The sequence below is a fragment of the Thermus sp. genome, from assembly GCF_056332225.1.
On the sequence record NZ_JBWGQW010000006.1, the window covers coordinates 1 to 20,824 of the forward strand.

General features: G+C 69.7%; 24 protein-coding genes. 10 read left to right on the plus strand and 14 right to left on the minus strand.

The features are described 5' to 3' along the window. The coding region (rplL, locus tag AC01Y6_RS02210) for a 50S ribosomal protein L7/L12 (RefSeq protein ID WP_476670035.1) at nt 1-269 on the plus strand (269 nt) is incomplete at its 5' end. Nucleotides 270-409: 140 nt separating this feature from the next. Here rplL and AC01Y6_RS02215 read toward each other — a convergent pair. Genes AC01Y6_RS02215 through aceE form a run of 5 tightly spaced genes read right to left on the minus strand, consistent with a single transcriptional unit; the run spans nt 410 to nt 6,988 of the window. Continuing rightward, nucleotides 410-1,654, minus strand: a complete 1,245-nt coding sequence (locus AC01Y6_RS02215; protein ID WP_476670037.1) for a bifunctional folylpolyglutamate synthase/dihydrofolate synthase — start codon at nt 1,652-1,654, stop codon at nt 410-412. Next, nucleotides 1,654-2,049, minus strand: coding sequence for a manganese-dependent transcriptional regulator PerR (perR, locus tag AC01Y6_RS02220; protein WP_347240647.1), 396 nt, complete (start codon nt 2,047-2,049; stop codon nt 1,654-1,656). The genes AC01Y6_RS02215 and perR overlap by 1 nt, the downstream gene beginning before the upstream one ends. 36 nt (nt 2,050-2,085) lie before the next feature. Beyond that, the gene (hemC, locus tag AC01Y6_RS02225) at nt 2,086-2,997 is read right to left on the minus strand and encodes a hydroxymethylbilane synthase (protein WP_476670039.1); all 912 of its coding nucleotides are present in this window, start codon (nt 2,995-2,997) and stop codon (nt 2,086-2,088) included. A 25-nt stretch (nt 2,998-3,022) separates the two neighbouring features. Next, nucleotides 3,023-4,261 (minus strand): 2-oxo acid dehydrogenase subunit E2, encoded by a 1,239-nt coding sequence (locus AC01Y6_RS02230; protein ID WP_428721808.1) that lies wholly within the window; start codon nt 4,259-4,261, stop codon nt 3,023-3,025. Nucleotides 4,262-4,270: 9 nt separating this feature from the next. Further along, entirely contained in the window at nt 4,271-6,988 is a 2,718-nt protein-coding gene (gene aceE / locus AC01Y6_RS02235) for a pyruvate dehydrogenase (acetyl-transferring), homodimeric type (protein WP_476670041.1), read from the minus strand. 111 nt (nt 6,989-7,099) lie between these two features. Here aceE and AC01Y6_RS02240 point away from each other — a divergent pair, with 111 nt between their 5' ends. After that, nucleotides 7,100-7,957 carry a LysR family transcriptional regulator gene (locus AC01Y6_RS02240; RefSeq protein WP_347240642.1) on the plus strand — a complete coding sequence of 286 codons (858 nt, stop codon included), beginning with the start codon at nt 7,100-7,102 and terminating at the stop codon, nt 7,955-7,957. Here the strand turns inward: AC01Y6_RS02240 and AC01Y6_RS02245 are convergent. From AC01Y6_RS02245 to AC01Y6_RS02255, 3 genes are all read right to left on the minus strand, one after another. Continuing rightward, a complete protein-coding gene (locus AC01Y6_RS02245; protein ID WP_428720301.1) occupies nt 7,954-8,211 on the minus strand; it encodes a hypothetical protein in 258 nt (85 codons plus the stop codon). The genes AC01Y6_RS02240 and AC01Y6_RS02245 overlap by 4 nt on opposite strands. Then, complete coding sequence (locus tag AC01Y6_RS02250; protein WP_347240640.1) at nt 8,208-8,471, minus strand: septum formation initiator family protein; 264 nt, start codon at nt 8,469-8,471, stop codon at nt 8,208-8,210. The genes AC01Y6_RS02245 and AC01Y6_RS02250 overlap by 4 nt, the downstream gene beginning before the upstream one ends. A gap of 81 nt (nt 8,472-8,552) precedes the next feature. Next, nucleotides 8,553-9,773 (minus strand): MFS transporter, encoded by a 1,221-nt coding sequence (locus AC01Y6_RS02255; RefSeq protein ID WP_476670042.1) that lies wholly within the window; start codon nt 9,771-9,773, stop codon nt 8,553-8,555. Between AC01Y6_RS02255 and AC01Y6_RS02260 the strand changes: the two genes are divergently transcribed. Both AC01Y6_RS02260 and AC01Y6_RS02265 read left to right on the plus strand, forming a co-directional pair. Further along, nucleotides 9,730-10,695, plus strand: a complete 966-nt coding sequence (locus tag AC01Y6_RS02260; RefSeq protein WP_476670043.1) for a tetratricopeptide repeat protein — start codon at nt 9,730-9,732, stop codon at nt 10,693-10,695. The genes AC01Y6_RS02255 and AC01Y6_RS02260 overlap by 44 nt on opposite strands. Before the next feature lie 109 nt (nt 10,696-10,804). Then, nucleotides 10,805-11,224, plus strand: coding sequence for a hypothetical protein (locus AC01Y6_RS02265; protein WP_476670045.1), 420 nt, complete (start codon nt 10,805-10,807; stop codon nt 11,222-11,224). Nucleotides 11,225-11,249: 25 nt separating this feature from the next. Here the strand turns inward: AC01Y6_RS02265 and AC01Y6_RS02270 are convergent, their stop codons facing one another. Then, complete coding sequence (locus AC01Y6_RS02270; RefSeq protein WP_347240636.1) at nt 11,250-11,450, minus strand: hypothetical protein; 201 nt, start codon at nt 11,448-11,450, stop codon at nt 11,250-11,252. A 12-nt stretch (nt 11,451-11,462) separates the two neighbouring features. Continuing rightward, nucleotides 11,463-12,086, minus strand: coding sequence for a hypothetical protein (locus AC01Y6_RS02275; protein ID WP_476670048.1), 624 nt, complete (start codon nt 12,084-12,086; stop codon nt 11,463-11,465). 23 nt (nt 12,087-12,109) lie between these two features. Here AC01Y6_RS02275 and AC01Y6_RS02280 point away from each other — a divergent pair, with 23 nt between their 5' ends. From AC01Y6_RS02280 to AC01Y6_RS02300, 5 genes are read left to right on the plus strand one after another with little or no spacing between them, the layout of a single operon-like run. Next, nucleotides 12,110-12,832, plus strand: a complete 723-nt coding sequence (locus AC01Y6_RS02280) for a metallophosphoesterase family protein (protein WP_347240633.1) — start codon at nt 12,110-12,112, stop codon at nt 12,830-12,832. Beyond that, nucleotides 12,799-13,608 (plus strand): DNA polymerase III subunit delta', encoded by an 810-nt coding sequence (locus tag AC01Y6_RS02285; RefSeq protein WP_428716466.1) that lies wholly within the window; start codon nt 12,799-12,801, stop codon nt 13,606-13,608. Before AC01Y6_RS02280 ends, AC01Y6_RS02285 begins: the two co-directional genes overlap by 34 nt. Further along, nucleotides 13,605-14,372 carry a PSP1 domain-containing protein gene (locus AC01Y6_RS02290; RefSeq protein ID WP_428719937.1) on the plus strand — a complete coding sequence of 256 codons (768 nt, stop codon included), beginning with the start codon at nt 13,605-13,607 and terminating at the stop codon, nt 14,370-14,372. The genes AC01Y6_RS02285 and AC01Y6_RS02290 overlap by 4 nt, the downstream gene beginning before the upstream one ends. After that, nucleotides 14,369-14,905, plus strand: coding sequence for a flavin reductase family protein (locus AC01Y6_RS02295; RefSeq protein ID WP_347240629.1), 537 nt, complete (start codon nt 14,369-14,371; stop codon nt 14,903-14,905). The genes AC01Y6_RS02290 and AC01Y6_RS02295 overlap by 4 nt, the downstream gene beginning before the upstream one ends. Beyond that, nucleotides 14,902-15,159, plus strand: a complete 258-nt coding sequence (locus AC01Y6_RS02300; RefSeq protein ID WP_347240628.1) for a hypothetical protein — start codon at nt 14,902-14,904, stop codon at nt 15,157-15,159. The genes AC01Y6_RS02295 and AC01Y6_RS02300 overlap by 4 nt, the downstream gene beginning before the upstream one ends. Here the strand turns inward: AC01Y6_RS02300 and AC01Y6_RS02305 are convergent. Both AC01Y6_RS02305 and AC01Y6_RS02310 read right to left on the minus strand, forming a co-directional pair. Beyond that, entirely contained in the window at nt 15,147-16,070 is a 924-nt protein-coding gene (locus AC01Y6_RS02305) for an ABC transporter permease (protein WP_428719938.1), read from the minus strand. The genes AC01Y6_RS02300 and AC01Y6_RS02305 overlap by 13 nt on opposite strands. Then, nucleotides 16,067-17,881 (minus strand): ABC transporter permease, encoded by a 1,815-nt coding sequence (locus AC01Y6_RS02310; protein WP_476670050.1) that lies wholly within the window; start codon nt 17,879-17,881, stop codon nt 16,067-16,069. The genes AC01Y6_RS02305 and AC01Y6_RS02310 overlap by 4 nt, the downstream gene beginning before the upstream one ends. Nucleotides 17,882-17,930: 49 nt before the next feature. Here AC01Y6_RS02310 and ubiE point away from each other — a divergent pair, with 49 nt between their 5' ends. Continuing rightward, nucleotides 17,931-18,635, plus strand: coding sequence for a bifunctional demethylmenaquinone methyltransferase/2-methoxy-6-polyprenyl-1,4-benzoquinol methylase UbiE (gene ubiE / locus AC01Y6_RS02315; RefSeq protein WP_428716472.1), 705 nt, complete (start codon nt 17,931-17,933; stop codon nt 18,633-18,635). Here ubiE and AC01Y6_RS02320 read toward each other — a convergent pair. Further along, entirely contained in the window at nt 18,632-19,084 is a 453-nt protein-coding gene (locus AC01Y6_RS02320; protein ID WP_428719940.1) for an arsenate reductase ArsC, read from the minus strand. The genes ubiE and AC01Y6_RS02320 overlap by 4 nt on opposite strands. A 26-nt stretch (nt 19,085-19,110) precedes the next feature. Further along, nucleotides 19,111-20,805, minus strand: a complete 1,695-nt coding sequence (locus AC01Y6_RS02325) for a M3 family oligoendopeptidase (RefSeq protein ID WP_476670051.1) — start codon at nt 20,803-20,805, stop codon at nt 19,111-19,113. Nucleotides 20,806-20,824: the final 19 nt, after the last annotated feature.

Below are 20,824 nucleotides of genomic sequence, written 5' to 3' on the forward strand. Positions count from 1 at the left end.
CCCCTGTGGCCGTGGCGGCGGCCCCGGCGGCGGCGGCCGCGGCGGCTCCTGCGGAGGAGAAGACCGAGTTTGACGTGATCCTCAAGGAGGCCGGGGCCAAGAAGCTGGAGGTCATCAAGGAGCTTCGGGCCATCACCGGGCTCGGCCTCAAGGAGGCCAAGGACCTGGCCGAGAAGGGCGGCCCCATCAAGGAGGGGGTTTCCAAGGCCGAGGCCGAGGAGATCAAGAAGAAGCTCGAGGCCGTGGGCGCGGTGGTGGAGCTGAAGTAGGGCCGTCCCACGGGGTGCCCCCCGGGCCTTTAGGCCCGGGGCTTTCTATTGGCGTGAACCCTTCGCCTAAGCCAAGGCCATAAGGCCTCTCTAGGCCTTCTTTCCCGGGGCCCCCAGGCTGGCGCCAGCCTGGGGTGGTATTACTGCCAGCGCTCCTCGGGGGGAAGCCCCTTTAGGCCCCGCAGCACTTCCCCCACCAGGTAGAGGCTTCCCGCCACCACCACCCGATCCGCAAGCCCCAAGGCCCGCTCCAGGGCCCGCATGGGGTCTTCCTCCACCTGGGCTCCGGGGAAGAGGGGGAGGAGGGCCCTGGGGTCCTGGCTCCTCGGGGAGGCGTAGCGGGTGAGCACCACGGGGCCAAGTCCCCTCAGGGCCTCGGCCATGGCGGCGTGGTCCTTGTCCCTGGAAAAGGCCAGGACAAAGGCGGCGGGCAGAAGCCCGTGGAAGCGGAGCGCTTCCTTTAGGGCCTGGGCCCCTTCGGGGTTGTGGGCCCCGTCCAGGAGAAGCTCCCCTCCTCCGTGGGCGAGGCGCTGGAGGCGGCCCGGGTTTTCCGCCTGGCGGAGCCCCGCTTCCACCGCCTCCCAGGAAGCCCCAAGGAAGCGGCCCGCCAGGGCGGCCAGGGCCAGGTTCTCCGCCTGGTGGGGGCCGAGGAGGCGGGCGGCGAGCCTCAGGGCTTCCCCGGTCCTCTCCAGGCGCAGGGTGAAGGCGAGGCCCTCGGGCAGGGCCTCCACCCCCTCCACCTGGAAGTCTTCCCCCAGGACCCAAAGGGGCGTCCCCCGGGCCCGGGCCTCCGCCTTCAGGGCGGCGAGGCCCTCTCCCTTGGCGGCGGTGAGGGCGGGGGTGCCCCCGCGGAAGATCCCCGCCTTCTCCCGGGCCACGTCCTTCAGGGTGGGGCCCAGGACCTCGAGGTGGTCGTGGCCGATGTTGGTGACCACGGAAAGGGCGGGCTCGGCGGCGTTGGTGGCGTCCAGGCGGCCACCCAGCCCCACCTCCAGCACGGCGAACTCCACCCCCTCCCGGGCGAAGTGGAGGAGGGCGAGGGCGGTGGCGGCCTCAAAGAAGCTCGCCCCCAAGGCCTCGGCGTGGGGGCGGACCTCCTCCAGGAGGGCGAGGAGGGTTCCCTCGGGAATGGGCTTTCCCCGGACCTGGATGCGCTCGGAGAAGGCCACCAGGTGGGGGCTGGTGTAGAGGCCCACCTCGAGCCCCGCCTCCTCCAGGATGGCGGCCAGGGCCCGGGCCACGGTGCCCTTGCCGTTGGTCCCGCCCACCAGGGCCACGGGGTAGGCCTCCTCCGGGTGGCCGAGGCGGGCGAGAAGGGCCCGGATGCGCTCCAGGCCCAGGGTGAGCTGGCTCTGCCGGGCGTAGAGCCAGGCCAGGGGGTCCATCAGCCCTTGAGGGCCGCCTTGCAGGTGGGGCAGAGGCCCCGGTAAGTGACCTCTACCGCCCGCACCTCCACGCCAGGATGGGCCTTTCGGGCTAGGGCCTCGAGGTCGGGGAGGTCTACCTCCAGGTCCACGATGGCCCCGCATCCTTCGCAGACCAGGTGCAGGTGAGGGTGGAGGTTGGCGTCGTACCGGGTGGCCTCCCCCGCCTGGGCGATGGGCACCAGGTAGCCCTCCTCTACCAGGGCCTCGAGGGTGCGGTAGACCGTGGCCAGGCTCACCCTGGGGACCACCTTGCGCACCTCCTGGTAGATCCAGGAGGCGTCCGGGTGGTTTTTGGCCCGGCGCACCACCTCGAGGACGGCCCTGCGCTGGCGGGTCAAGCGTTTCAGCGCCATCCCTTTCACTATACCCCAAAGCCGGGGGAATCTCCACTAAAAGGGTCGGATTTGCTCAAGGATCTCCCGCCCCCCCTGCTCCAGGACGTCCCGGGCGAGCTCTAGGCCGAGCTCCTCCGCCTCGGAGGCGTCCCCCTCGATCTCCGCCCGGATGAAGCTCTTGCCGTCGGGGGAGAAGAGGCCCCCTTCCAGGAAGAGGGCGCCGTCCTCGGCCACCTGGGCCAGGGCCCCCACCGGGGCCAGGCACCCGGCGCCAAGGCCCTTCAGGAAGGCCCTCTCCGCCCGCACCCGGTCGTGGGAGGGGGGGTGGTGGAGGGCGTAGCAGAGCTCCTCCGCGAGGTCATCCCCCTGGCGGACCTCTAGGGCCAGGGCCCCCTGGCCCGGGGCGGGGAGCATGACCTCGGGCTCCAGGAACTGGTCGATGCGGTTTCTCAGGTCCAGCCGGATGAGCCCCGCCGCCGCCAGGACGATGGCGTCGTACTCCCCGTTGCCCAGGGCGGTCAGGCGGGTGTCCACGTTGCCCCGGAGATCTTTCACAAGGAGGTCTTGGCGGTAAGCCAAAAGCTGGGCCTTGCGGCGCAGGGAGCTGGTGCCCACCACCGCCCCCGGGGGCAGGTCCTCGAGGCGCTTGGCCGTCCGGCCCAGGAAGGCGTCCCGGGGGTCCTGGCGCTTGGGGATGGCGGCGATCTTGAGCCCCTTGGGCTCCTCCGTGGGGAGGTCCTTGAGGGAGTGGACGGCGATGTCGATCTCCCGGGCCAAGAGGGCCTCCTGAAGCTCCTTGACGAAGATGGCCTGCTCCCTGGGACTCGCCCCCTGGTCCCCCCGGGTCTTGATGGTCTTGACCTTAAACTCGGCCTCCGGCCAGCTCTCCTTGAGGCGCTCCACCACAAAGCGGGTCTGGGCCAGGGCCAGGGCGCTGCCCCGGGTTCCCACCACGATGACGCGCATACTTTCCCATACTACACGAGGCCCCTCACTCCAGGGCGAGCCCCACGGGGTCCTCCAGAAGCCCCGCCAGGTGGCGGCAGAAGCGGGCGGCGTCGGCCCCGTCAATGAGGCGGTGGTCGTAGGTGAGGCCGAAGGGCATGAGGAGGCGGGGCACGAAGGCCTCCTTCTCGGGGTCCCAAAGGGGCTTCATTTGGGAGCGGGAAACCCCCAGGATGGCCACCTCCGGCCAGTTGACGATGGGGGTGAAGCCGGTGCCCCCGATCCCCCCCAGGTTGGAGAGGCTGAAGGTGCCCCCCTGCATCTCCTCGGGGGCGAGTTTGCGCTCGCGGGCCCTCTCGGAAAGGGCCTGAAGCTCCCGGGCCAGGGCGAGGACCCCCTTCTTGTCCACGTCCCGGATCACCGGGACCAAAAGGCCGTGGGGCGTGTCCACCGCAACCCCGATGTGGACGTAGTCCTTGTAGACGATCTCCTGGGCCTCCACGTCCAAGGAGGCGTTGAACTTGGGGAAGGTCTTCAGGGTGAGGGCCAGGGCCTTGAGGAGGAAGGCGGTGAGGGTGAGGCGGAACCCCTTCTCCTCGGCCTTCTTGGCGTACCGCTTGCGCAAAGCCTCCAGCTCGGTGATGTCCGCCTCGTCAAAGTGGGTGACCATGGGCACCTGGGCCCAGGCCTGGCTCATGGAGCGCAGGGTGGCCTTGCGCACCCCGCTCATGGGCTCCCGGCGCACGGGGCCCCACTTGCCGAAGTCGGGAAGGCTGGGGGCGGGGACCGCCGGAGGGGCCGCGGGGGCCTCGGCAAGGCCCGCCGCCCGGCGCACGTCCTCCTCGGTGATGCGCCCGGCAAGCCCCGTGCCCCGGAGCTGGCCCAGGTCCACCCCGAGCTCCCGGGCGAGCCGCCTTATGGAGGGGGCCGCCGGGATGAGGCGGCGCTCGGGCCCGGAGGGCTCCTTCGGGGCGGGGCGGGGCGCCTCCTCGGCCTTGGGGGCGGGCGCTTCGGGCTTTTCCTCCGCTCTAGGGGGCGCTTCCGCCCCGCCCTCGGCCTCGGAAAGCTCCAGGAAGGGCTGGCCGGGGCGCACCTGGTCTCCCACCTTGACCAGGACCCGCTTCACCACGCCGCCCACCTCCGCGGGCACCTCCACCACCGCCTTGTCCGTTTCCAGCTCCAGAAGGGGCTGGCCCGGCTCCACCCGGTCCCCTTCCTTCACCAGGACGCCCACCACGGTCGCCTGCGTTACGTTGTCGCCGAGTTCGGGTAGCCTGACCTCCATGCTCTCCCCCTACCGCCGGTGGGGCGGCACCTCCTTAAGCTTAAGGCCCAGGTCCTTCCTCGCCCTTTCCAGGGTCTTCCCCGTCACCTTGCCCTCCTCGTGGAGCAGGGCCAAGGCGGTGTAGACGATGTGCCGGGCGTCCACCTCAAAGAAGTCCCTAAGGGCCTCCCGGGTGTCGGAGCGGCCGAAGCCGTCCGTGCCCAAGACGGCGAAGGGCCGGTCCACGTACCCCCGGACGAGGTTGGGCAGGGCCTTCAGGTAGTCGGTGGCGGCCACCACGGGCCCCTCGTGGCCCTCGAGGACCTCCTGCACGTAGGGCCTCCGGGCCTTGCCCAAAAGGCGGGTCTCCCGCTCCGCCTCTATGGCGTCCAAGTAGAGGGCCTTGTAGCTGGTGGCGCTCCAGACGTCCGCCACCACGCCGTACTTGGCCAGGAGCTCCTGAGCCTTCAGGGCCTCGTTCAGGATGGACCCCGAGCCCCAAAGCTGCACCCTGGGGCCCTGCCCTTCCCCGGGGCGGAAGAGGTAGAGCCCCTTGAGGATGCCCTCCCGGATCCGGTCCCTGGGCTCGGGCATGGGGGGGTGGACGTAGTTCTCGTTCTCTATGGTGATGTAGTAGAAAACGTCCTCTCCGTGGCCGTACATGCGGCGGAGGCCGTCCTCCAGGATCACCGCGAGCTCGTAGGCGAAGGCCGGGTCGTAGGCGAGGAGGTTGGGGGCGGCCAGGGCGTAGACGTGGCTCTGGCCGTCCTGGTGCTGGAGGCCCTCCCCCGCCAGGGTGGTGCGCCCGGCGGTGGCCCCGAGGAGGAAGCCCCGGGTGCGCTGGTCGGCGGCGGCCCAGACCAGGTCCCCCATCCTCTGCAGGCCGAACATGGAGTAGGTGATGAGGAAGGGGATGGTGGGGATGCCCCAGTGGGCGTAGGCGGTCCCGGCGGCGATGAAGTCCGCCATGGCCCCGGCCTCGGTGATTCCCTCCTCCAGGATCTGGCCCTCCTTGCTCTCCCGGTAGGCGGTGAGGGTGCCCGCGTCCACGGGGATGTAGAGCTGCCCCTGGGGGGAGTAGACGCCCACCTGGGCGATGAGGGCCTCCATGCCGAAGGTGCGGGCCTCGTCGGGCACAATGGGGACGATGAGCTTCCCGATCTTGGGGTGGCGGAGGAGCTTGGCGAGGATGCGCACGAAGGCCATGGTGGTGGAGATCTCCCGCCCCCCGGAGCCCTCGTAGAACTCCCGGAAGAACTCCTCCTCCGGGACCTCGAGGCCCCCCCCAAAGCGCACCCTCCTTTCGGGCACGAAGCCGCCCAGGGCCTTCCTCTTCTCCAGGAGGTACCGGACCTCGGGGGAGTCCGGCCCCGGGTGGTAGTAGGGGAGCTCGGGGAGCTTTTCCTCGGGGATGGGGATGCCGAGGAAGCGCCGCGCCTCCTTCAGGTCCTCCTCGGTGAGCTTCTTCACCTGGTGGGCCACGTTCTTGGCCATGGCCGTGGGGCCCATCCCGTAGCCCTTGATGGTGCGGGCGAGGATGACCACGGGGCTTCCCTTGTGCTCGAGGGCGGCCTTGTAGGCGGCGTAGATCTTGACCAAGTCGTGCCCGCCCCGGGAGCGGGTGAGCTCGGTGAGCTCCTCGTCCGTCATCCCCTCAATGAGCTTCTTGAGCTCGGGGGTGTTGAAGAAGCGCTCCCTGAGCTCCTTCCCCCCGAAGGCGGCGTAGCGCTGGCTCTCCCCGTCCACCAGGGCCTCAAAGCGGCGGAGGAGGTGGCCCTCCTGGTCCTTGGCGAGGAGGGCGTCCCAGGCCGAGCCCCAGACCACCTTGATCACGTGCCAGCCCGCGCCCCTATAGAGCCTCTCCAGCTCCTGGATGACCTTGGAGTTGCCCCGCACGGGGCCGTCCAGGCGCTGGAGGTTGCAGTTCACCACGAAGATGAGGTTGTCCAGCCCCTCCCGGGCGGCGAGGTGCAAAGCCCCCACCGTCTCCGACTCGTCGTGCTCCCCGTCCCCGAGGAAGGCCCAGACCTTGGCGGAGCTTTTGGGCTTGAGGCCCCGGTCCTCGAGGTAGCGCATGAAGCGGGCCTGGTAGATGGCCTGGATGGGGCCTAGGCCCATGGAGACCGTGGGGAACTCCCAGAAGTCGGGCATGAGCCAGGGGTGGGGGTAGCTGGAAAGCCCCCGGCCCCCCGGCACCGGGGGGTGGACCTCCCGGCGGAAGTTCTCCAGGTCCTCCTCCTTAAGCCGCCCCTCCAAAAAGGCCCGGGCGTAGTTGCCGGGGGAGGCGTGGCCCTGGAAGAAAACCAGGTCCCGGTCAAGCCCCGCCTCCGGCCCGCGGAAGAAGTGGTGGAAGCCCACCTCGTAAAGCTCGGCGATGGAGGCGTACGTGGCGATGTGCCCCCCGATGCCCTCCGCCTTCTGGTTGGCCCGGGTGACCATCACCGCCACGTTCCAGCGGAGGATGTTGGCGATGCGCCGCTCCATCTCCAAGTCGCCGGGGTAGGGGGGCTCTAGGGCCTTGGGGATGGTGTTCAGGTAGGGGGTGGAGAGGCGGTTCGGCGGGGAGACCCCTTGCAGGTAGAGGTACTCGTCTAGGAGCCGGAGGAGCTCGGCTACCCTCTCGGGCCCCTCCACCCGGAGCACGTACTCCAAGGACTCCACCCACTCCCGGTTCTCCACCTGCCTAAGGCGCTCCCGCTCCTCCGGCGAGAGGGTCCTGAAGGCTTCCACCAGCGCTTTCTCCGTCATGCCTCCCCCTTGCGGAAAACTACACTACACCGACTCACCTCTAAGTGTGGCGCAGGGGAGCCGGTTTGTCCAATAGAACCTGCCGGGCCAAGGTGATAAACTTTTCTTATCATGAACCTGCGCCGCCTGCGCCTCTTCCTCCTCCTCGCCGAGGAAAAAAACTTCCGTAAGGCGGCGGAGCGGGCCTACCTCTCCCAGCCCGCCCTTTCCCAACAGATCCAGGCCCTGGAAAGGGAGCTTGGGGTCAAGCTGGTGGAGCGAAGGCCCTTCCGCCTGACCCCTGCGGGAGAGGCCCTGAAGGACCAGGGGGAGAGGCTTCTAAAGGAGGTGGAGGCCCTCAAGGAAAGGGTGCGCCGGGCGGGAAGGCGGGAGCTCCGCTTCGGCGTGCCGGAGAACCTCCTCCCCGACCTCATGCCCCTCCTGGACCACCTGCGCCGGGGGCTCGGCCAGCCCGTGGAGGTCTTGGAGATGCACACCCCCGAGCAGGTGCGGGCCCTCAGGGAGGGACGGCTGGACTACGGGCTCGCCGGGCTGAAGGTGGAAGACCCGGGGATCGGGGAGGAACCCTTGTTCAAGGTGCCCATCGTGGCCCTCCTGCCCGAGGGCCACCCTTTGGCGGGGGAGGAACGGGTGGCCCTCTCCGACCTGCGGGAAGAGCCCTTTCTTCTCGTTCCAAAGGAGATCCTTCCCCCCCTCTACGAAGCCTTCATGGAGGTCTTTCGCAAGGCGGGGTTCGTCCCCAAGGTGGTGCGGGAGGTGGCCCGCTTTCCCCAGGCGGTGAGCCTGGTGGCCGCGGGGGTTGGGGTCTACCTGACCCTGGCCCCGTACCGGGTCTTTCCCCATCCCGGCACCGTTCTCCGGCCCCTGAAGGAGGAGGCCGCCCTGCAGGTCTCCCTGATCTACTGCAAGCACCCCCAACCCCCCCGCCTCGAGGAGGTGCGGGCCCTGCTTTCCGCCCTGGTTCTTTAAGCTTGGAGCCCTGGAACCTCCCCCTCGCTCCAGGCGAGCTCCACCAGGGCGATGAGGTCCTCCACGGGCACCCCATAATCCCGGGAAAGCCGGGTGATCTCGTGGCCTAGGCGGCGGAGGTGGGCGAGCTGGGCGGGCCCGGCCTCCTGGGCCAGGCCCAAAAGCCAGGAGAGGAGGGTTTCGGCTTCCTCGTCGGTGAGGCCATCGGTCAGGGCTTCGTCTTCCAAAAGCAGGTGGGCGGGGTCTTCCCTCATCGCCTCTTTAGTATCTCCTCTTGGCGCACCATGCCTAGCCTGCGGGCCAGGGCCTCGAGGTGGGCGGGGTCTTGGGCCGCGGCCACCAGGGCCTCGAGGCGGGCGATGGCGGCCTCCTTCCTCCGGAGCTCGGCCTCGAGGCGGGCCCGCTCCTGGGCCAGCTCGCGGGCCCGCACCCCCTCTTGGGCCAGGAGGAAGAGGGCGTGGACCAGGCCCAGGGCGAAGACCAGGGGGAGGATGCGGTAGATGGGGCGCTCCAAGGTGGGGCCATTATACCCCCGTGCCCAACACGGGGTGGGGGGTGCGGGAAGGGCAGACTCGGCCAATATGCGGCTTCTTCCTCACGCTTCAGGAAGCCCCTTCGCGAGGAGGAGGGCCAGGGCGTAGAGGAGGGCGGCCAGGAGGAAGAGGGCGGGAAACCCTAGGCGGTCCGCCAGGTACCCCCCGAGGACCGGGGAGAAGGCGAAGAGGCCCGCCAGGGTGTTGGCGAGGCCGATGGCGGCGCTCCTTTCCCCAGGGGGGGCCAGGTTGAGGAGCAAGGTGGTGGTGGAAAGGCCCAGGGCGGCTAGATAAGCCCCCTGGAGGAGGAAGACCAGGCCGAAGAGGCCCGGGGGAAGGAGGAGGGCGAGGAGGGGGCTAAGGAGGGCGAGGAAAGCCCCCGCCCTTAGCACCCCCCTGGACCCCCTTTCCGCCATCCGGGCCCAGAGGAGGTTGGAGAGGGTGAAGGCCAGGGCGTAGAGGGAGAGGTAGAGGCCAAGCTCCTTCCCCTGCCCCAGGGCCCTCACGGCGTAGGCGGCGTAGAAGGGCTCGGCGAGGCCCGCCAAGGCGAGGAGGAGGCGCACCCCCAGGTAGCGGCGGAAGGCGGGAGAGAGGAGAGGGGCCTTCAGGTCCAGCCTCGCCTCCTTGGGGGCCTCCTCGGGTTCCTCCGTGAGGCCGAAGAGGTACCAACCAAGCCCGTAGGCCAAGGCCCCCAGGGCGAAGAGGAGGGCGTAGGGCAGGGGGAAAGGGAGGGGGAGGGAAAGCACCTCCCGCACCAGAAACCCCGCCAGGAAGGCGAGAAGCCCCCCCACCAGGTTCCGGGCGGAGAAGAGGGCGGCTCGCCTCCCTTGGGGCGTGGTCTTGGCCACCACCTCCCAGAAGGGGAGGCTGGAGACCCCGGTGAAGAGGGCGTTCAGGAGAAGCCCGAGGAGGAAGCCGAGGAGGAGGAGGGAGGGGTTTTCCCCGAAGAGGAAGGCGGAGAGGGCCATGAGGAGGACCCCGGAAAGCCTCAGGGCGGCCACCCTCCGGTAGAGGACGATCTTCCGGGGAAGCCTCGCCACCCAGGGGGCGAGGAAGGCCTGGGGCACCATCCCCCCCGCCTGGAGGAGGGCGGGGAGGAGGCCGATTAAGGCCCCGGGGGCGCCTAGCCTCGCGGCGAAGCCCGAGAGGACGATGTTGGGGTTTAAAAAGGCGTCTCCGAGCCACACCAGCCAGCCGTTCACCACGGCCAGGCGGTAGTTCCGCTCCTTAAGGTCTAAGATGGTGAGGATGGTGCTTCTCCCGTCCCTCGGGGCCTTCCACATCCTGCACCCACGCTACAACGCGGCCACGGTCCTCGCCATCCTGGAAAGGGCCAAGCCCCCCGTCCTCTACCTGGCCTCCCACTCGGAGGAGGGGCTAAGGGAGGGGCGCTGGCGGGAGGAGGACCCCCTCCTCTTCCACCTCCTGCCCTGGGCGGAGGCGAGGGGTATCCCCGTGGTGGCCCTGGACGAGGAGGCCCACCTCAAGGCCGAGGCCGAGGCCTTCCGGGAGGCCCTAGGCCAGTTTCCCGGGGGGAGGCCGCACCTTCAGGCCATGGCCGCCTTTGACGAGGCCCTCCTCGCCCTCCTAAGGGAGCCCCTAACCCCCGAGGCCCTGGCCTCGGAGGCCTTCCTGGGGCGGCTTCGGGAGGTCTACGGGGGCTTCGCCCAGGCCTTCGGAGAAGGCCCGGCCACGGGCTTCCGCAAGAGGCGCATGGAGCGGGTGGCGGGGGCCCTAAGGGGGAAGGAAGGGGCGGTGGTGGCGGACCTCCTGGACTATCCCTTCCTGGCCGAGGCCTTTCCCGAGGCCCTGCCCCAGGGCCACGAGCCCGGGGAGGCGGAAAGGGAAAGGGCCCTCTTGGACCGGGCCTGGCAGCTTAGGGAGGAGGACGACTGGGGGAAGCTTCTGGAGGGGCTTTTCGCCATCGGAAGCCCCGAGGCCCTGTACCTCGCGGCCCAGGTCTACCTGGCGGCGGGGGAGTGGCGGGAGGCCTTGGGCCTCATGGAGGAGGTGGTGCGGACGGACTTCCAGCACCCGGAGTACCTCCCAGGCTACGTCCTCGCCCGCTTCGGCCAGCTTCTGGACCTGGCCGGGGAGCGGGAGCGGGCCCTAAGGGCCTACCGGGGGGTGCTGGCCCTCTCCTGGGCCCCGGAGGAGGCCCGGGCCCTCGCCCGGGCGGGCCTGAGGAGCCCCTTCCGCCTTTAGGTACCCCGCCGCGGCTTTCGCCGCGGCGGGGGCCCCAAAGAGCCCTCCAGGGAGGCCTAGCCTGAGCCCGGGGTCATTTGTCCCGTGGGAGAAGGGGTATCCTCGAGGCATGGAGGTGGAGGTCCGCCGTGCCCGCCACGCCCAGTACCTGCGCTTGGCGGCGGTGCACGCCGGGCCTTTGGGGCCCGCCCTCCTCGGGCGCCCGGAGCTCGCTCCCCTTTACGAAGGGGCCTACGCCCGCTGCTCTGGGGCCCAGGGCCTCCCCTGCCAGGGGGTGGGGGGGGAGCCCCGGGTCTGCCTGGTAAGGCGGCTAGAGCGCCTGGCTTGGAGCGCCCTCCGGGGGGGGAAGAGGCGGCGGGAGCAGGAGGGGGAGCTGGTGGAGGGGCTTTTGCGCTGCATGGACCACCTGAAGAGGGAGTTTCCCCCGGAGTTCCTGCCGGTCCTCGAGGCCACCCAGGAATTCCTCCAAAAAGACCTGGACTACCTCCGGGGCCAAAGGGCCCCGACGGGCCTGGTCGGATCCACTTGACCCCGCCTCTCCCCGCGGGGAGGGATTAGAGCAGATGGTACATCTTCCCCAGGATGAGCATGAGGGCCACGGTGGAGGCGGCCAGGACGATCAAGATCAGCATGAAGAGGATGAAGCTCAGGTCAAAGGTCTCCCCCTCGGTGGTGAGGACCCGGGGGTTGAGGATGAGGTAGAAGATCAGGGTCACCAGGGCCGCTCCTAGGGCGAACAGGGCGATATAGGCCATAGGCTTCCTCCCTTACCAGAGGCCCAGGAGGGCCTCGAGGCTCGCCCTCAAGTTTACCAGCCCCACCCCGTAGGTGGGAACCCCTAGGGCCCGGCCCACGGCCCCCAGGTAGGGCCCCTCCCCCTGGGGCAGGGAGAGGGGGAGGAGCGGGCTTTCCCAGGCTTCGTAGGCCCGCACCTCCCGGTAGGTGAGGCCCGTGGGGGCCTGGACGCGAAGGACCAGGGGCTCGCCTTCCGCCTCGAGGGGGCGCCAGCCCCCCTCGGTTTCCTTGCCCCCCGGGAAGCGCACCCCCAGGCCCTCGCCGGGGAAGGCGAGAAGGAGGCGGCTTGGCCGGTGCGCCCGGAGGAGGTGCTCCAGGGGGCTTCGGGCGGGGCCGGTGAGGGGGAGGCCCTCCAGGGTGGGGCAGAGGGGGGAGGGGTCCAGGGCGAGGAGGATGCGCCCCCGGAAGGCGAGGCCGTTTAGGGCCTGAAGCACGGGGAGGGCCTCGGTGTAGGGGGCGTGGAGGAGGGTGGTGCCCCCGCCCCTTCCCCCCTCCAGGTAGCAAAGGAGGGTGCCGAACTCGTCCAGGCCTGCCCGGAGGTGCTCCGAGAGGACCTCGAGGTCCAGGGAAAGCCTTTCCAGGAGGGCCGAAGCCATGCCCCTATGGTATCCTGAACCCCGTGCGCTACCTGGTCCTCTCCGACATCCACGGGAACTGGCCCGCCCTGGAGGCCGTTCTCCGGGAGGCTCCGGCCTTTGACCGGGTGCTCTTCCTGGGGGACGCTGTGGGCTACTACCCGGACGGGGACCGGGTGCTCGGCTGGCTCCGGGAGGTGGGGGCGGAGTGCGTCCTGGGGAACCACGACGCCTGGCTCCTCGCCCTGGACCGGCTCCCCGTGGAGGGCGTGGTGCTGGAGATCCTGGAGTGGCAAAGGCGCCGCCTCTCCCCCGAAGACCTCGCCTTCCTCGCCTCCTGGCCCTGGCAGAAGGAGGTGGAAGGGGCCCTCCTGGTCCACGGAAGCCCCTGCGACCCCTTGGAGTACCTGGACGACCTCCCCTTGGCGCGGGAGGCCTTTGGCTGCACCGAGGCCCGCCTCGCCTTCCACGGCCACACCCACCTGGCGGGGGCCTTTTTGGAGCTTCAAGGCCCGCGCCCTTGGGTGCGCTACCAGGCCTTCCCCGAGGGGGGGGAGCTCGTCCTTCCCCCCACGGTGCGCGCCCTGGTGAACCCGGGCTCGGTGGGCCAGCCCAGAGACGGGGTTCCGGGGGCGGCCTTCGCCCTTTGGGAGGGGGATAGGCTGGAGTTCTTCCGGGTGGCCTACCCCTTGGAGGACGTGGCCCACCGCCTCGCCGAGGAGGGCTTTCCCCCATGGCTCTACACCCGCTTAACCCTGGGGGAATAATCGGCCACGAGAGGGTCTTGGAGCTCCTGCCTAAGCTCCAGGCCCCCACCCTTCTCTTTTCCGGCCCGGAAGGGGTGGGCAGGCGCCTCGTGGCCCGCTGGTACGCCATAGGCCTCAACCGGGGCTTCCCTCCACCCCCCTTGGAGGCCCACCCCGACCTCCTGGAGATCGGTCCCCAGGAGGGGGGACCCAGAGGGCGGAAGGAGGTGCGCCTGGAGGAGGTGGAGCCCCTCTTTGCCTGGCTTTCCAGCCACCCTCGGGAGCGGGTTAAGGTGGCCGTCCTGGACTCGGCCCACCTCCTCACCGAGGCCGCGGCCAACGCCCTCCTCAAGCTCCTGGAGGAGCCCCCCTCCTACGCCCGCATCGTCCTCATCGCCCCAAGCCGCACCACCCTCCTCCCCACCCTGGCGAGCCGCGCCCTGGAGGTGGCCTTCGGCCCGGTGCCGGAGGAGCGCCTTATGGCCCTCACGGAAGACCCCCACCTCCTGGCCTACGCCGCCGGGGCCCCGGGCCGCCTCCTCCGGGCGCTTTCCGACCCCCAAGGCTTCCGGGAGCGCCTGGAAAAGGCCGAGAGGCTCCTCCAAAGCCCTCCTCTCTCCCGCCTTGCCCTCCTAAAATCCCTCCTCTCCGAGGAGGAGGGCTTCCACCTGCTCCGCGCCCTCCTCGGCCAGCGCCCCAAGGCCCTCCTCGCCCTGGAAAGGGCCCGGGAGGCCCTGGAGGGGTACGTGAACCCCGACCTCGTCCTGGCCCGCCTGGCCTTAGACTTAGAACCATGACCGTGGGCGTCCGCTTCCGCACCCCCCTTCTCCGCTACTTCCGCTTCCAGGGCGAGCCCCCGCCCCTGGAGGCCTACGTGGTGGTGCGGAGTCAGAGGGGCCTCGAGGTGGGCAAGGTGCGCACCCCCCCGGCGGGGAAGCGGGAGGAGGGGGAGGTGGTGCGCCTCGCCACCAAGGAGGACCTGGACAAGGCGGCCAGGCTCAGGGCCCGGGCGGAGGAGGTCCTCTTCTACCTCCGGGCCCGCCTGAAGGAGGAAGGGGTGGCGGCCAAGGCCCTGGGGTGCGACTTCACCCTGGACGGGGGCCACCTCACGGTGCACTACGCCGCAGAGGAGCGGGTGAACCTCAGGCGCTTCAGCCGGGAGCTAGGGGAGCGCTACCGGGCGCGGGTGGAGTTCCTGGCCGAGGGCCCCCGGGAGGAGGCCCAGTACCTGGGGACGCTTGGGGCCTGCGGCATGGAGTCCTGTTGCTCCACCTGGCTTCAGGGCTTCGCCCAGGTGTCCATCAAGCTCGCCCGGGACCAGCAGCTGCCCCTCTCCCCGGAGAAGATCTCGGGCCCCTGCGGGAGGCTCCTCTGCTGCCTTACCTACGAGCACCCCGTGTACCAGGAGCTTCTCAAGGGGCTTCCCCGGGTGAACGCCCGGGTCTGCACCAAGGCCGGACTCTGCGGCAAGGTGCAGAAGGTCCACCCCCTGAAGGGCACGGTGGAGCTTTACTTGGAGGACGGGAAGACCTTGGAAGTTCCCAAGGAGGATCTGGCATGAGGTCCTACCGGGCGCAGGGTCCCTTGCCGGGCTTCTACCACTACTACCCCGGCGTCCCCGCCGTGGTGGGGGTGCGGGTGGGGGAGAGGGTGAACTTCTGCCCGGCGGTGTGGAACACGGGCCTCTCCGCCGACCCCCCGCTCTTCGGGGTCTCCATCAGCCCCAAGCGCTTCACCCACGGGCTTCTCCTTAAGGCGCGCCGCTTCTCGGCGAGCTTCCACCCCTATGGGCAAAGGGACCTCGTCCAGTGGCTCGGAAGCCGCTCGGGCCGGGAGGTGGACAAGGGCCAGGTGCCCCACTTCCTGGGCCACCTCGGGGTGCCCGTCCTCGAGGGGGCCTACGCCGCCTACGAGCTGGAGCTCGTGGAGGTCCGCACCTTCGGCGACCACGACCTCTTCGTGGGCCGGGTGGTGGCGGTCTGGGAGGAAGAAGGCCTCCTGGACGAAAAGGGAAGGCCCAAGCCCGGCCTTTCCCTCCTCTACTACGGCAAGGGCCTCTACGGGCGCCCCGCCGAGGAGACCTTCGCGCCGTGAGGGAGGCGGAGGTTTGGGGGAAGAGGGCCCGCCGCCTGGTCCTCAACCGCCAGGGGACGGAGGCCCAGGTCTTCTTTGAGGAGGGCTTCCTCTACCTCCGGGCGGACGCCCACGCCCGCTTCGCCCAGGGGGTGGGGGCGGAGCGCCTAAAGGGCTTCGCCCTCCTGGAAAACGGGGTGGAGCTCGTCTTCCGGGACGGGAGCCGCCTGAGGCTCCTCCACCGCCTGGGGCGGCTTCGCGCCTACTTCTCGTAGGGCTTGCCCACGGCGGCCGGGGGGCGGCTTTTCCCGATGAAGCCCGCCAGGACCAGGACCGTGACCACGTAGGGGAAGGCCTGGACCAAGACGGCGGGCAGGACCTCGCTCCCCTGGAGCTGGATGGCGAGGGCCGAGGCGAAGCCGAAGAGGAGGGTGGAGAAGAGGATCCCCACGGGGTGCCACTTCCCGAAGATCATGGCCGCCAGGGCGATGAACCCCATCCCCGCCGACATGCCCCGCACGAACTGGTTGAGGAAGCCGATGGAGAGGTAGGCCCCGGCGAGGCCCGCGAGGACCCCGGAGAGGACGACCCCGGTGTAGCGCAGGCGGTGGACGTTCACCCCCAGGGTGTCGGCGGCCTCGGGGTGCTCCCCCACGGCCCTAAGCCTTAGGCCGAAAGGGGTCTTGAAGAGGACCCACCAGGCGAGGGGCACCAGGAGGAAGGCCAGGTAGACCAAGGGGGAGAGCTGGAAGCCCTCGGGGCCCCAGAGGGGGAGGCGGTTTTCCACCTCCTTGGAGCTCGTGGCGTTGCCGTAGAAGTAGGTGAGGACGAGGCTCGGGGCCCCCAGGGCCAGGAGGTTGATGGCCGTGGCGCTGATGATCTGGTCCGCCCGGTACTTGATGGAGACCAGGGCGTGCACGAAGGCCACCAGGCCCCCCACCCCCATGGCGGCGAGCACCCCCACCCAGGGGAGCCAGGGGTGGGGCCCGGGGCCCAGGGCGGCCTCGAGGCGCTCCACCACCACCGCGGCCGTCAAGGCGCCGAAGAGGAGGATGCCCTCGAGGGCGATGTTCACCACCCCGCTCCTTTCCGAGAACATCCCCCCAAGGGCGGTGAGGAGGAGGGGGGCCGTCTGGCGCAGGGTGGAGAGGAGAAGGGCGGTGAGGAAGGCGGCGTCCAGGGTCATTCCCGCGCCTCCTTTTCCGCCTTGAGCTCCACCTCGGCGGCCCTTAGGGGATCGGTGAAGTAGCGGGGGAGGAAACCCCCGGCGGCGATGAAGAGGACGATGAGGGCCTGCAATACCGCCACCAGCTCCCGGCTTACGCCGAGCTGCAGGTTCACCTGGAGCCCCCCGGTGAGGAGGATGCCGAAAAGCCAGGCGGCAAGCCCCACCCCAAGGGGGGTGTTCTGCCCCATGAGGGCCACGGCGATCCCGTCAAAGCCCACGGAGTAGGGGAGGGACTGCTTTAAGCGGTACTCGTCCACCCCGCCCCCCAGGACGTAGTGGGCGGCGGCGAGGCCCGCCAAGGCCCCCGCCAGAAACATGATCCAGACCATCTTCCTCCCGGGGGCCACCCCCCCGTACTCCGCCGCCTTGGGGGCGAGGCCCAGGGCCCTGAGCTCGTACCCCCCCACGTGGCGGAAGACGTAGAGGTGGAAGAAAAGGAGGGCGAGGAGGGCGAGGAGGAAGGCCCCGTTCAGGCGCACCGAGGTGAGGTCGGGGCCGAAGGCCACCTGGGGCCCGGGAAGAAGCCCCCCAAGCCCATAGCCCAAGACCCCCAGGAGAAGGGCGGCCAGGACCCGGTGGCCGAGGCTCTTCCGCACCAGGAAGTAGCCCGAAAGCCCGAGGAGGAAGGCCAGGGGCAGGGCGAAGGAGAGCTCCCCGCCGGGAGCCACGAGGTCCGTCCAGTGGGGGATGCGGGCCTCGGGCCGGATCTCGTAGCTTCTCGCCTCGTAGCCGGGGTACTTGAAGGGGAGGTAGAGGGTTTTCCCGAAGAACTTGTACTCGTTGGCGGAGATGAGGAAGAGGAAGAGGCTCGCGGCGATGTAGTTGAACATGATGGTGTTGATCACCTCGTGGGCCCCGAAGCGGGCCTTGAGCCAGCCCGGGATCGCCCCCCAAAGCCCCCCGGCGAGAGCGGCGGCGAGGAGGGCGAGGGGCAGGGCGAGCCACCTGGGGCCCGGGAGGTAGACCCCCACCAGCATGGCGGCGATGGCCCCCAGGATGAGCTGCCCCGGGGCCCCGATGTTGAAGAGCCCCCCCCTAAAGCCCAGGGCCACGGAAAGCCCGGTGAAGACGAGGGGGGTGGCGAGGAGGAGGCTTTGGAGGAACCCGGAGGGGTTCACCAGGGGGCTAAAGAGGAGCTGGTAGGTGTAGGTGATGAGGTCCAGCTTGAGCATGACCCCCTCCCGGAGGCCCAGGGCCTCCCCCGGGCTTTCCTTGAGGAGGGCCACGATGACCCCCCCCAGCAAAGAAGCGAGGAGGAGGGAGAAGAGGGGCACCACCACGCCCCGCCTGCGCACAAGAAAGGCCAGGCCCCCAGGGGAGAACACCCGGGCGAGGAGGAGGAGGTAGAGGCCATAGGCCAAGGTGGCGTAGCTCCCGAGGCCGAGGCTAAAGCGGCGCAGAAGGGGCCTTTCCGCACCGGCGTTTGCCTGGGCCACGCTCCCCTGGAAGAGGAGGTAGGCGAGGAGGAAGAGGAGGAGGCCCAAGGCCCCGGCGAAGTAGAGCCCCCTTGCGCCCGCCTTGGTCCAGGGGAGGAGGAGGCTTAAGCCAAGCCAGGCCAGGGAGAAGTAGAAAAGGGGGTAGAGCCAGGCGTCCTGGTAGCCTTGGGGGAGCTGGCCTTGGGGCAGGTGGTGGCCGAAGGGGTTGAGGAGCACCCCCTCCCCGCCGAAGGAGCGGTGGGGCACGGCCCAGGGGGCCAGGTACCAAAGGAGGAGGGTGACCCCCCCTCCCAGGAGGACGAGAAGCCCCAGGCGCTTGCGGTCCGTCAACACGCGGAGGATTTTACCCCAAGGGGGTGGCCTTTCGTGCTAGACTCCCCTCGTGGCGGCTTCCCCGGAGGAAAAGGCGAAGAGGGTGCGGCGCATGTTCTCGGAGATCGCCCCCCGCTATGACCTCCTAAACCGCCTCCTCTCCTTCGGGGCGGACCTCTCCTGGCGCAGGCGGGCGGTGGACCTGGCCCTGGAGAAAGCCCCAAGGCGCATCCTGGACCTGGCCACGGGCACCGGGGACCTGGCCCTCATGCTCAAGGCGAGGGCCCCCGAGGCCCTGGTGGTGGGGGCGGACTTCGCCCCGCCCATGCTGGAGATCGCCCGGAGGAAGGCGGAGAGGAGGGGGCTAAGGGTTCTTTTCCAGGAGGCGGACGCCCTCGCCCTCCCCTTTCCTGAGGGGAGCTTTGAGGCCGTGACCACCGCCTTCGGCTTCCGCAACTTCGCCGACTACCGGAAGGCCCTCGCCGAGCTTTTCCGGGTCCTTTCCCCGGGGGGGAGGCTCGTGATCCTGGAGTTCCCCCCGCCTCCCAAGGGGGCCTTCGGCCTGGTCTACCGGGTCTACTTCCAGCGGCTCCTCCCCTTCCTGGGAGGGCTGATCTCGGGAAACTACGGAGCCTACCGCTACCTGCCCGAGAGCGTGGAGGCCTTTCCTTCCCCTGAGGCCCTGAAGGCCCTGATGGAGGAGGCGGGGTTTTCCGTGCGCTACGAGCTCCTCACCTTCGGGGTGGCGGCCATCCACGTGGGGGACAAGCCCTAAAGCCCCGCCGCCTTCCTCAGCTCCTCGTCGCTTGGGACCCTTCCCTCCTTGAGGGCCTCCACCAGGTACCGGGCCATACGCCCCAGGGCGTCCCGCACCTTGCGCCACTCCTCCAGGGGTTTTCCCGTGGGGTCGGGGAAGGAGACGTGGCGCTTCGCTGTCCTCGCGGGGTAGGCGGGGCAGGCCTCCTTGGCCTGGTCGCAGACGGTGAGGACCAGGTCAAACCCCCAGGGATCGGGGACCTCCCAGAGGGTCTTGGAGAAGTGGCCCGAGAGGTCCAGCCCCACTTCGGCCATCGCTTGCCGGGCTTCCTCCTTGACGAAGGTCTTCTCCGTGCCCGCGGAGTGGACCTCGAGGTCCACCCCGAGCCCCCTCGCCCAACGTCTAAGCCAGGCCTCGGCCATCTGGCTGCGGGCGGAGTTGTGGGTGCAGAGGACGAGAAGGCGCATCTTCCCTCGAGCCTAGAGGCCCTCTGTCAGCCCCTGGTCAGGCGCTCCTCCAGCGCCTCCACCTTCTCCGCGAGGACCTGAAGGCCCTTCCGCCAGAAGTCCACGCTCTCCAGGTCAAAGCCGAAGCGGAGGGCGAGCTCCTTGGCCCGGTACCGGCCGGACTCGGCGAGGAGGGCCTCGTAGCGCCCGGCGAAGCCGGGATCCTCCTTGGCCTCCTGGTAGACGGCGAGGCCGAAGAGGAGGCCGAAGGTGTAGGGGTAGTTGTAGAAGTCGGCCCCGTAGTAGTGGCCCTTCACCGCCCACATGTAGGGGTGGCGGGTGGCCAGGGCCTCCCCGTAGGCCTCGTCCTGGGCCCGCACCATGAGCTCCTTGAACTCCCTGGGGGAGAGCTCCCGCGCCTTCCGCCTTTGGAAGACCCAGGACTCAAAGAGGAAGCGGCTGTGGATGTCCACCACCACCTGGGCCGCCCCCTGGAGGTAGGCGTCCAGGATGAGGAGGCCCTCCTCGGGGGAGGCCTCCTTCAGGGCCGCCTCCACCACCAGGGTCTCGTTCATGATGCTCGCCGTCTCCGCCAGGGTCATGGGAATGCGGCGGAGGGAGGCGGGGACCTCCTTCAGGGCGAAGTTGTGGTAGGCGTGGCCCAGCTCGTGGGCCAGGGTGGAGACGGACTCAAAGCTCTCCTCGTAGTTGGCGAGGATGAGGCTCTTCCCCCCGCCCCGGGCCATGCAGTAGGCCCCGCCCACCTTGCCCTTTCGGGGGAGGAGGTCCATCCAGCGCTCCCTAAAGGCCTCCTCGGCCACCTGGGCGGCCTTTGGGACCAGGGCGGCGAGCTTTGCCACGAGGAAGTCCCGGGCCTCCTCCAGGGTCCAGCGCCTTCCCCGGCCCAGGGGGGCGAAGAGGTCCCACCAGTCCAGGCGCTCCTTGCCCAGGGCTTTGGCCTTGAGGAGGAAGTAGCGGCGGAAGAGGGGAAGGCTCTCCCGCACCGCCTCCTGCATGGCCTGGAGGGCCTTCCTCGTGATGCGGTTCTTGAAGAGGGTGGGCTCGAGGTCGTCCCGGTAGCCCCGCCTCCGGTTCAGGACCGAGGCCTCCCCCTTGACCCCGTTTAGGGCGAAGGCCAGGGGCACCTCGTGGGCCTCCCAGGCCTTGAGCTCCGCCTCGTAGGCCTTCTTCCGCACCTCTTCCTCGGGGTGGAGGTAGAGGTTCCGCGCCTTGGTGATGGGCATCTCCTCCCCGTCCACCACCGCGGTGACCTGGCTCGTGAGGCTCTCGTGGAGCTTGTCCCAGGCCTGCCTCCCCGAGAGGGAAAGCTCCGCCGCCAAGACCTCCTCCCCCTCGGGCATCAGGTGCAGGGCCTCCTCCTTGGCCTCCTCCACCAGGAGGCGGTAAGGGCCGGCCTCCTCGGGGTCTTTGAGGGCCAGGTAGCGGGTGAGGCGGGGCCTTAGGCGCTGGAAGTCCAGGAAGAGGACCTCCAGCTCGGAGAGCTTGGCCAGGGCGGCCTCGTCCCGGGTGTCGGCGCTGTAGCGGGCGTAGAGGTAGGCCCGAAGGGGGGTGGCCTCCTCCAGGAAGGCGTCCAAGGCGGCGAGGACCTCGGGGAGGGGAGCTTCCCCCTCAAGAAGCCCCTTGAGCCCGGCGATCCTCCCTTTCAGGCCCTCCCAGGCCCGCTGGAACTCGGGGCTTTCCAGGCCGGGGAAGAGGGGGGTCAGGTCCCAGGTGGTTTCCATGCCCCTACTTTACCTGACC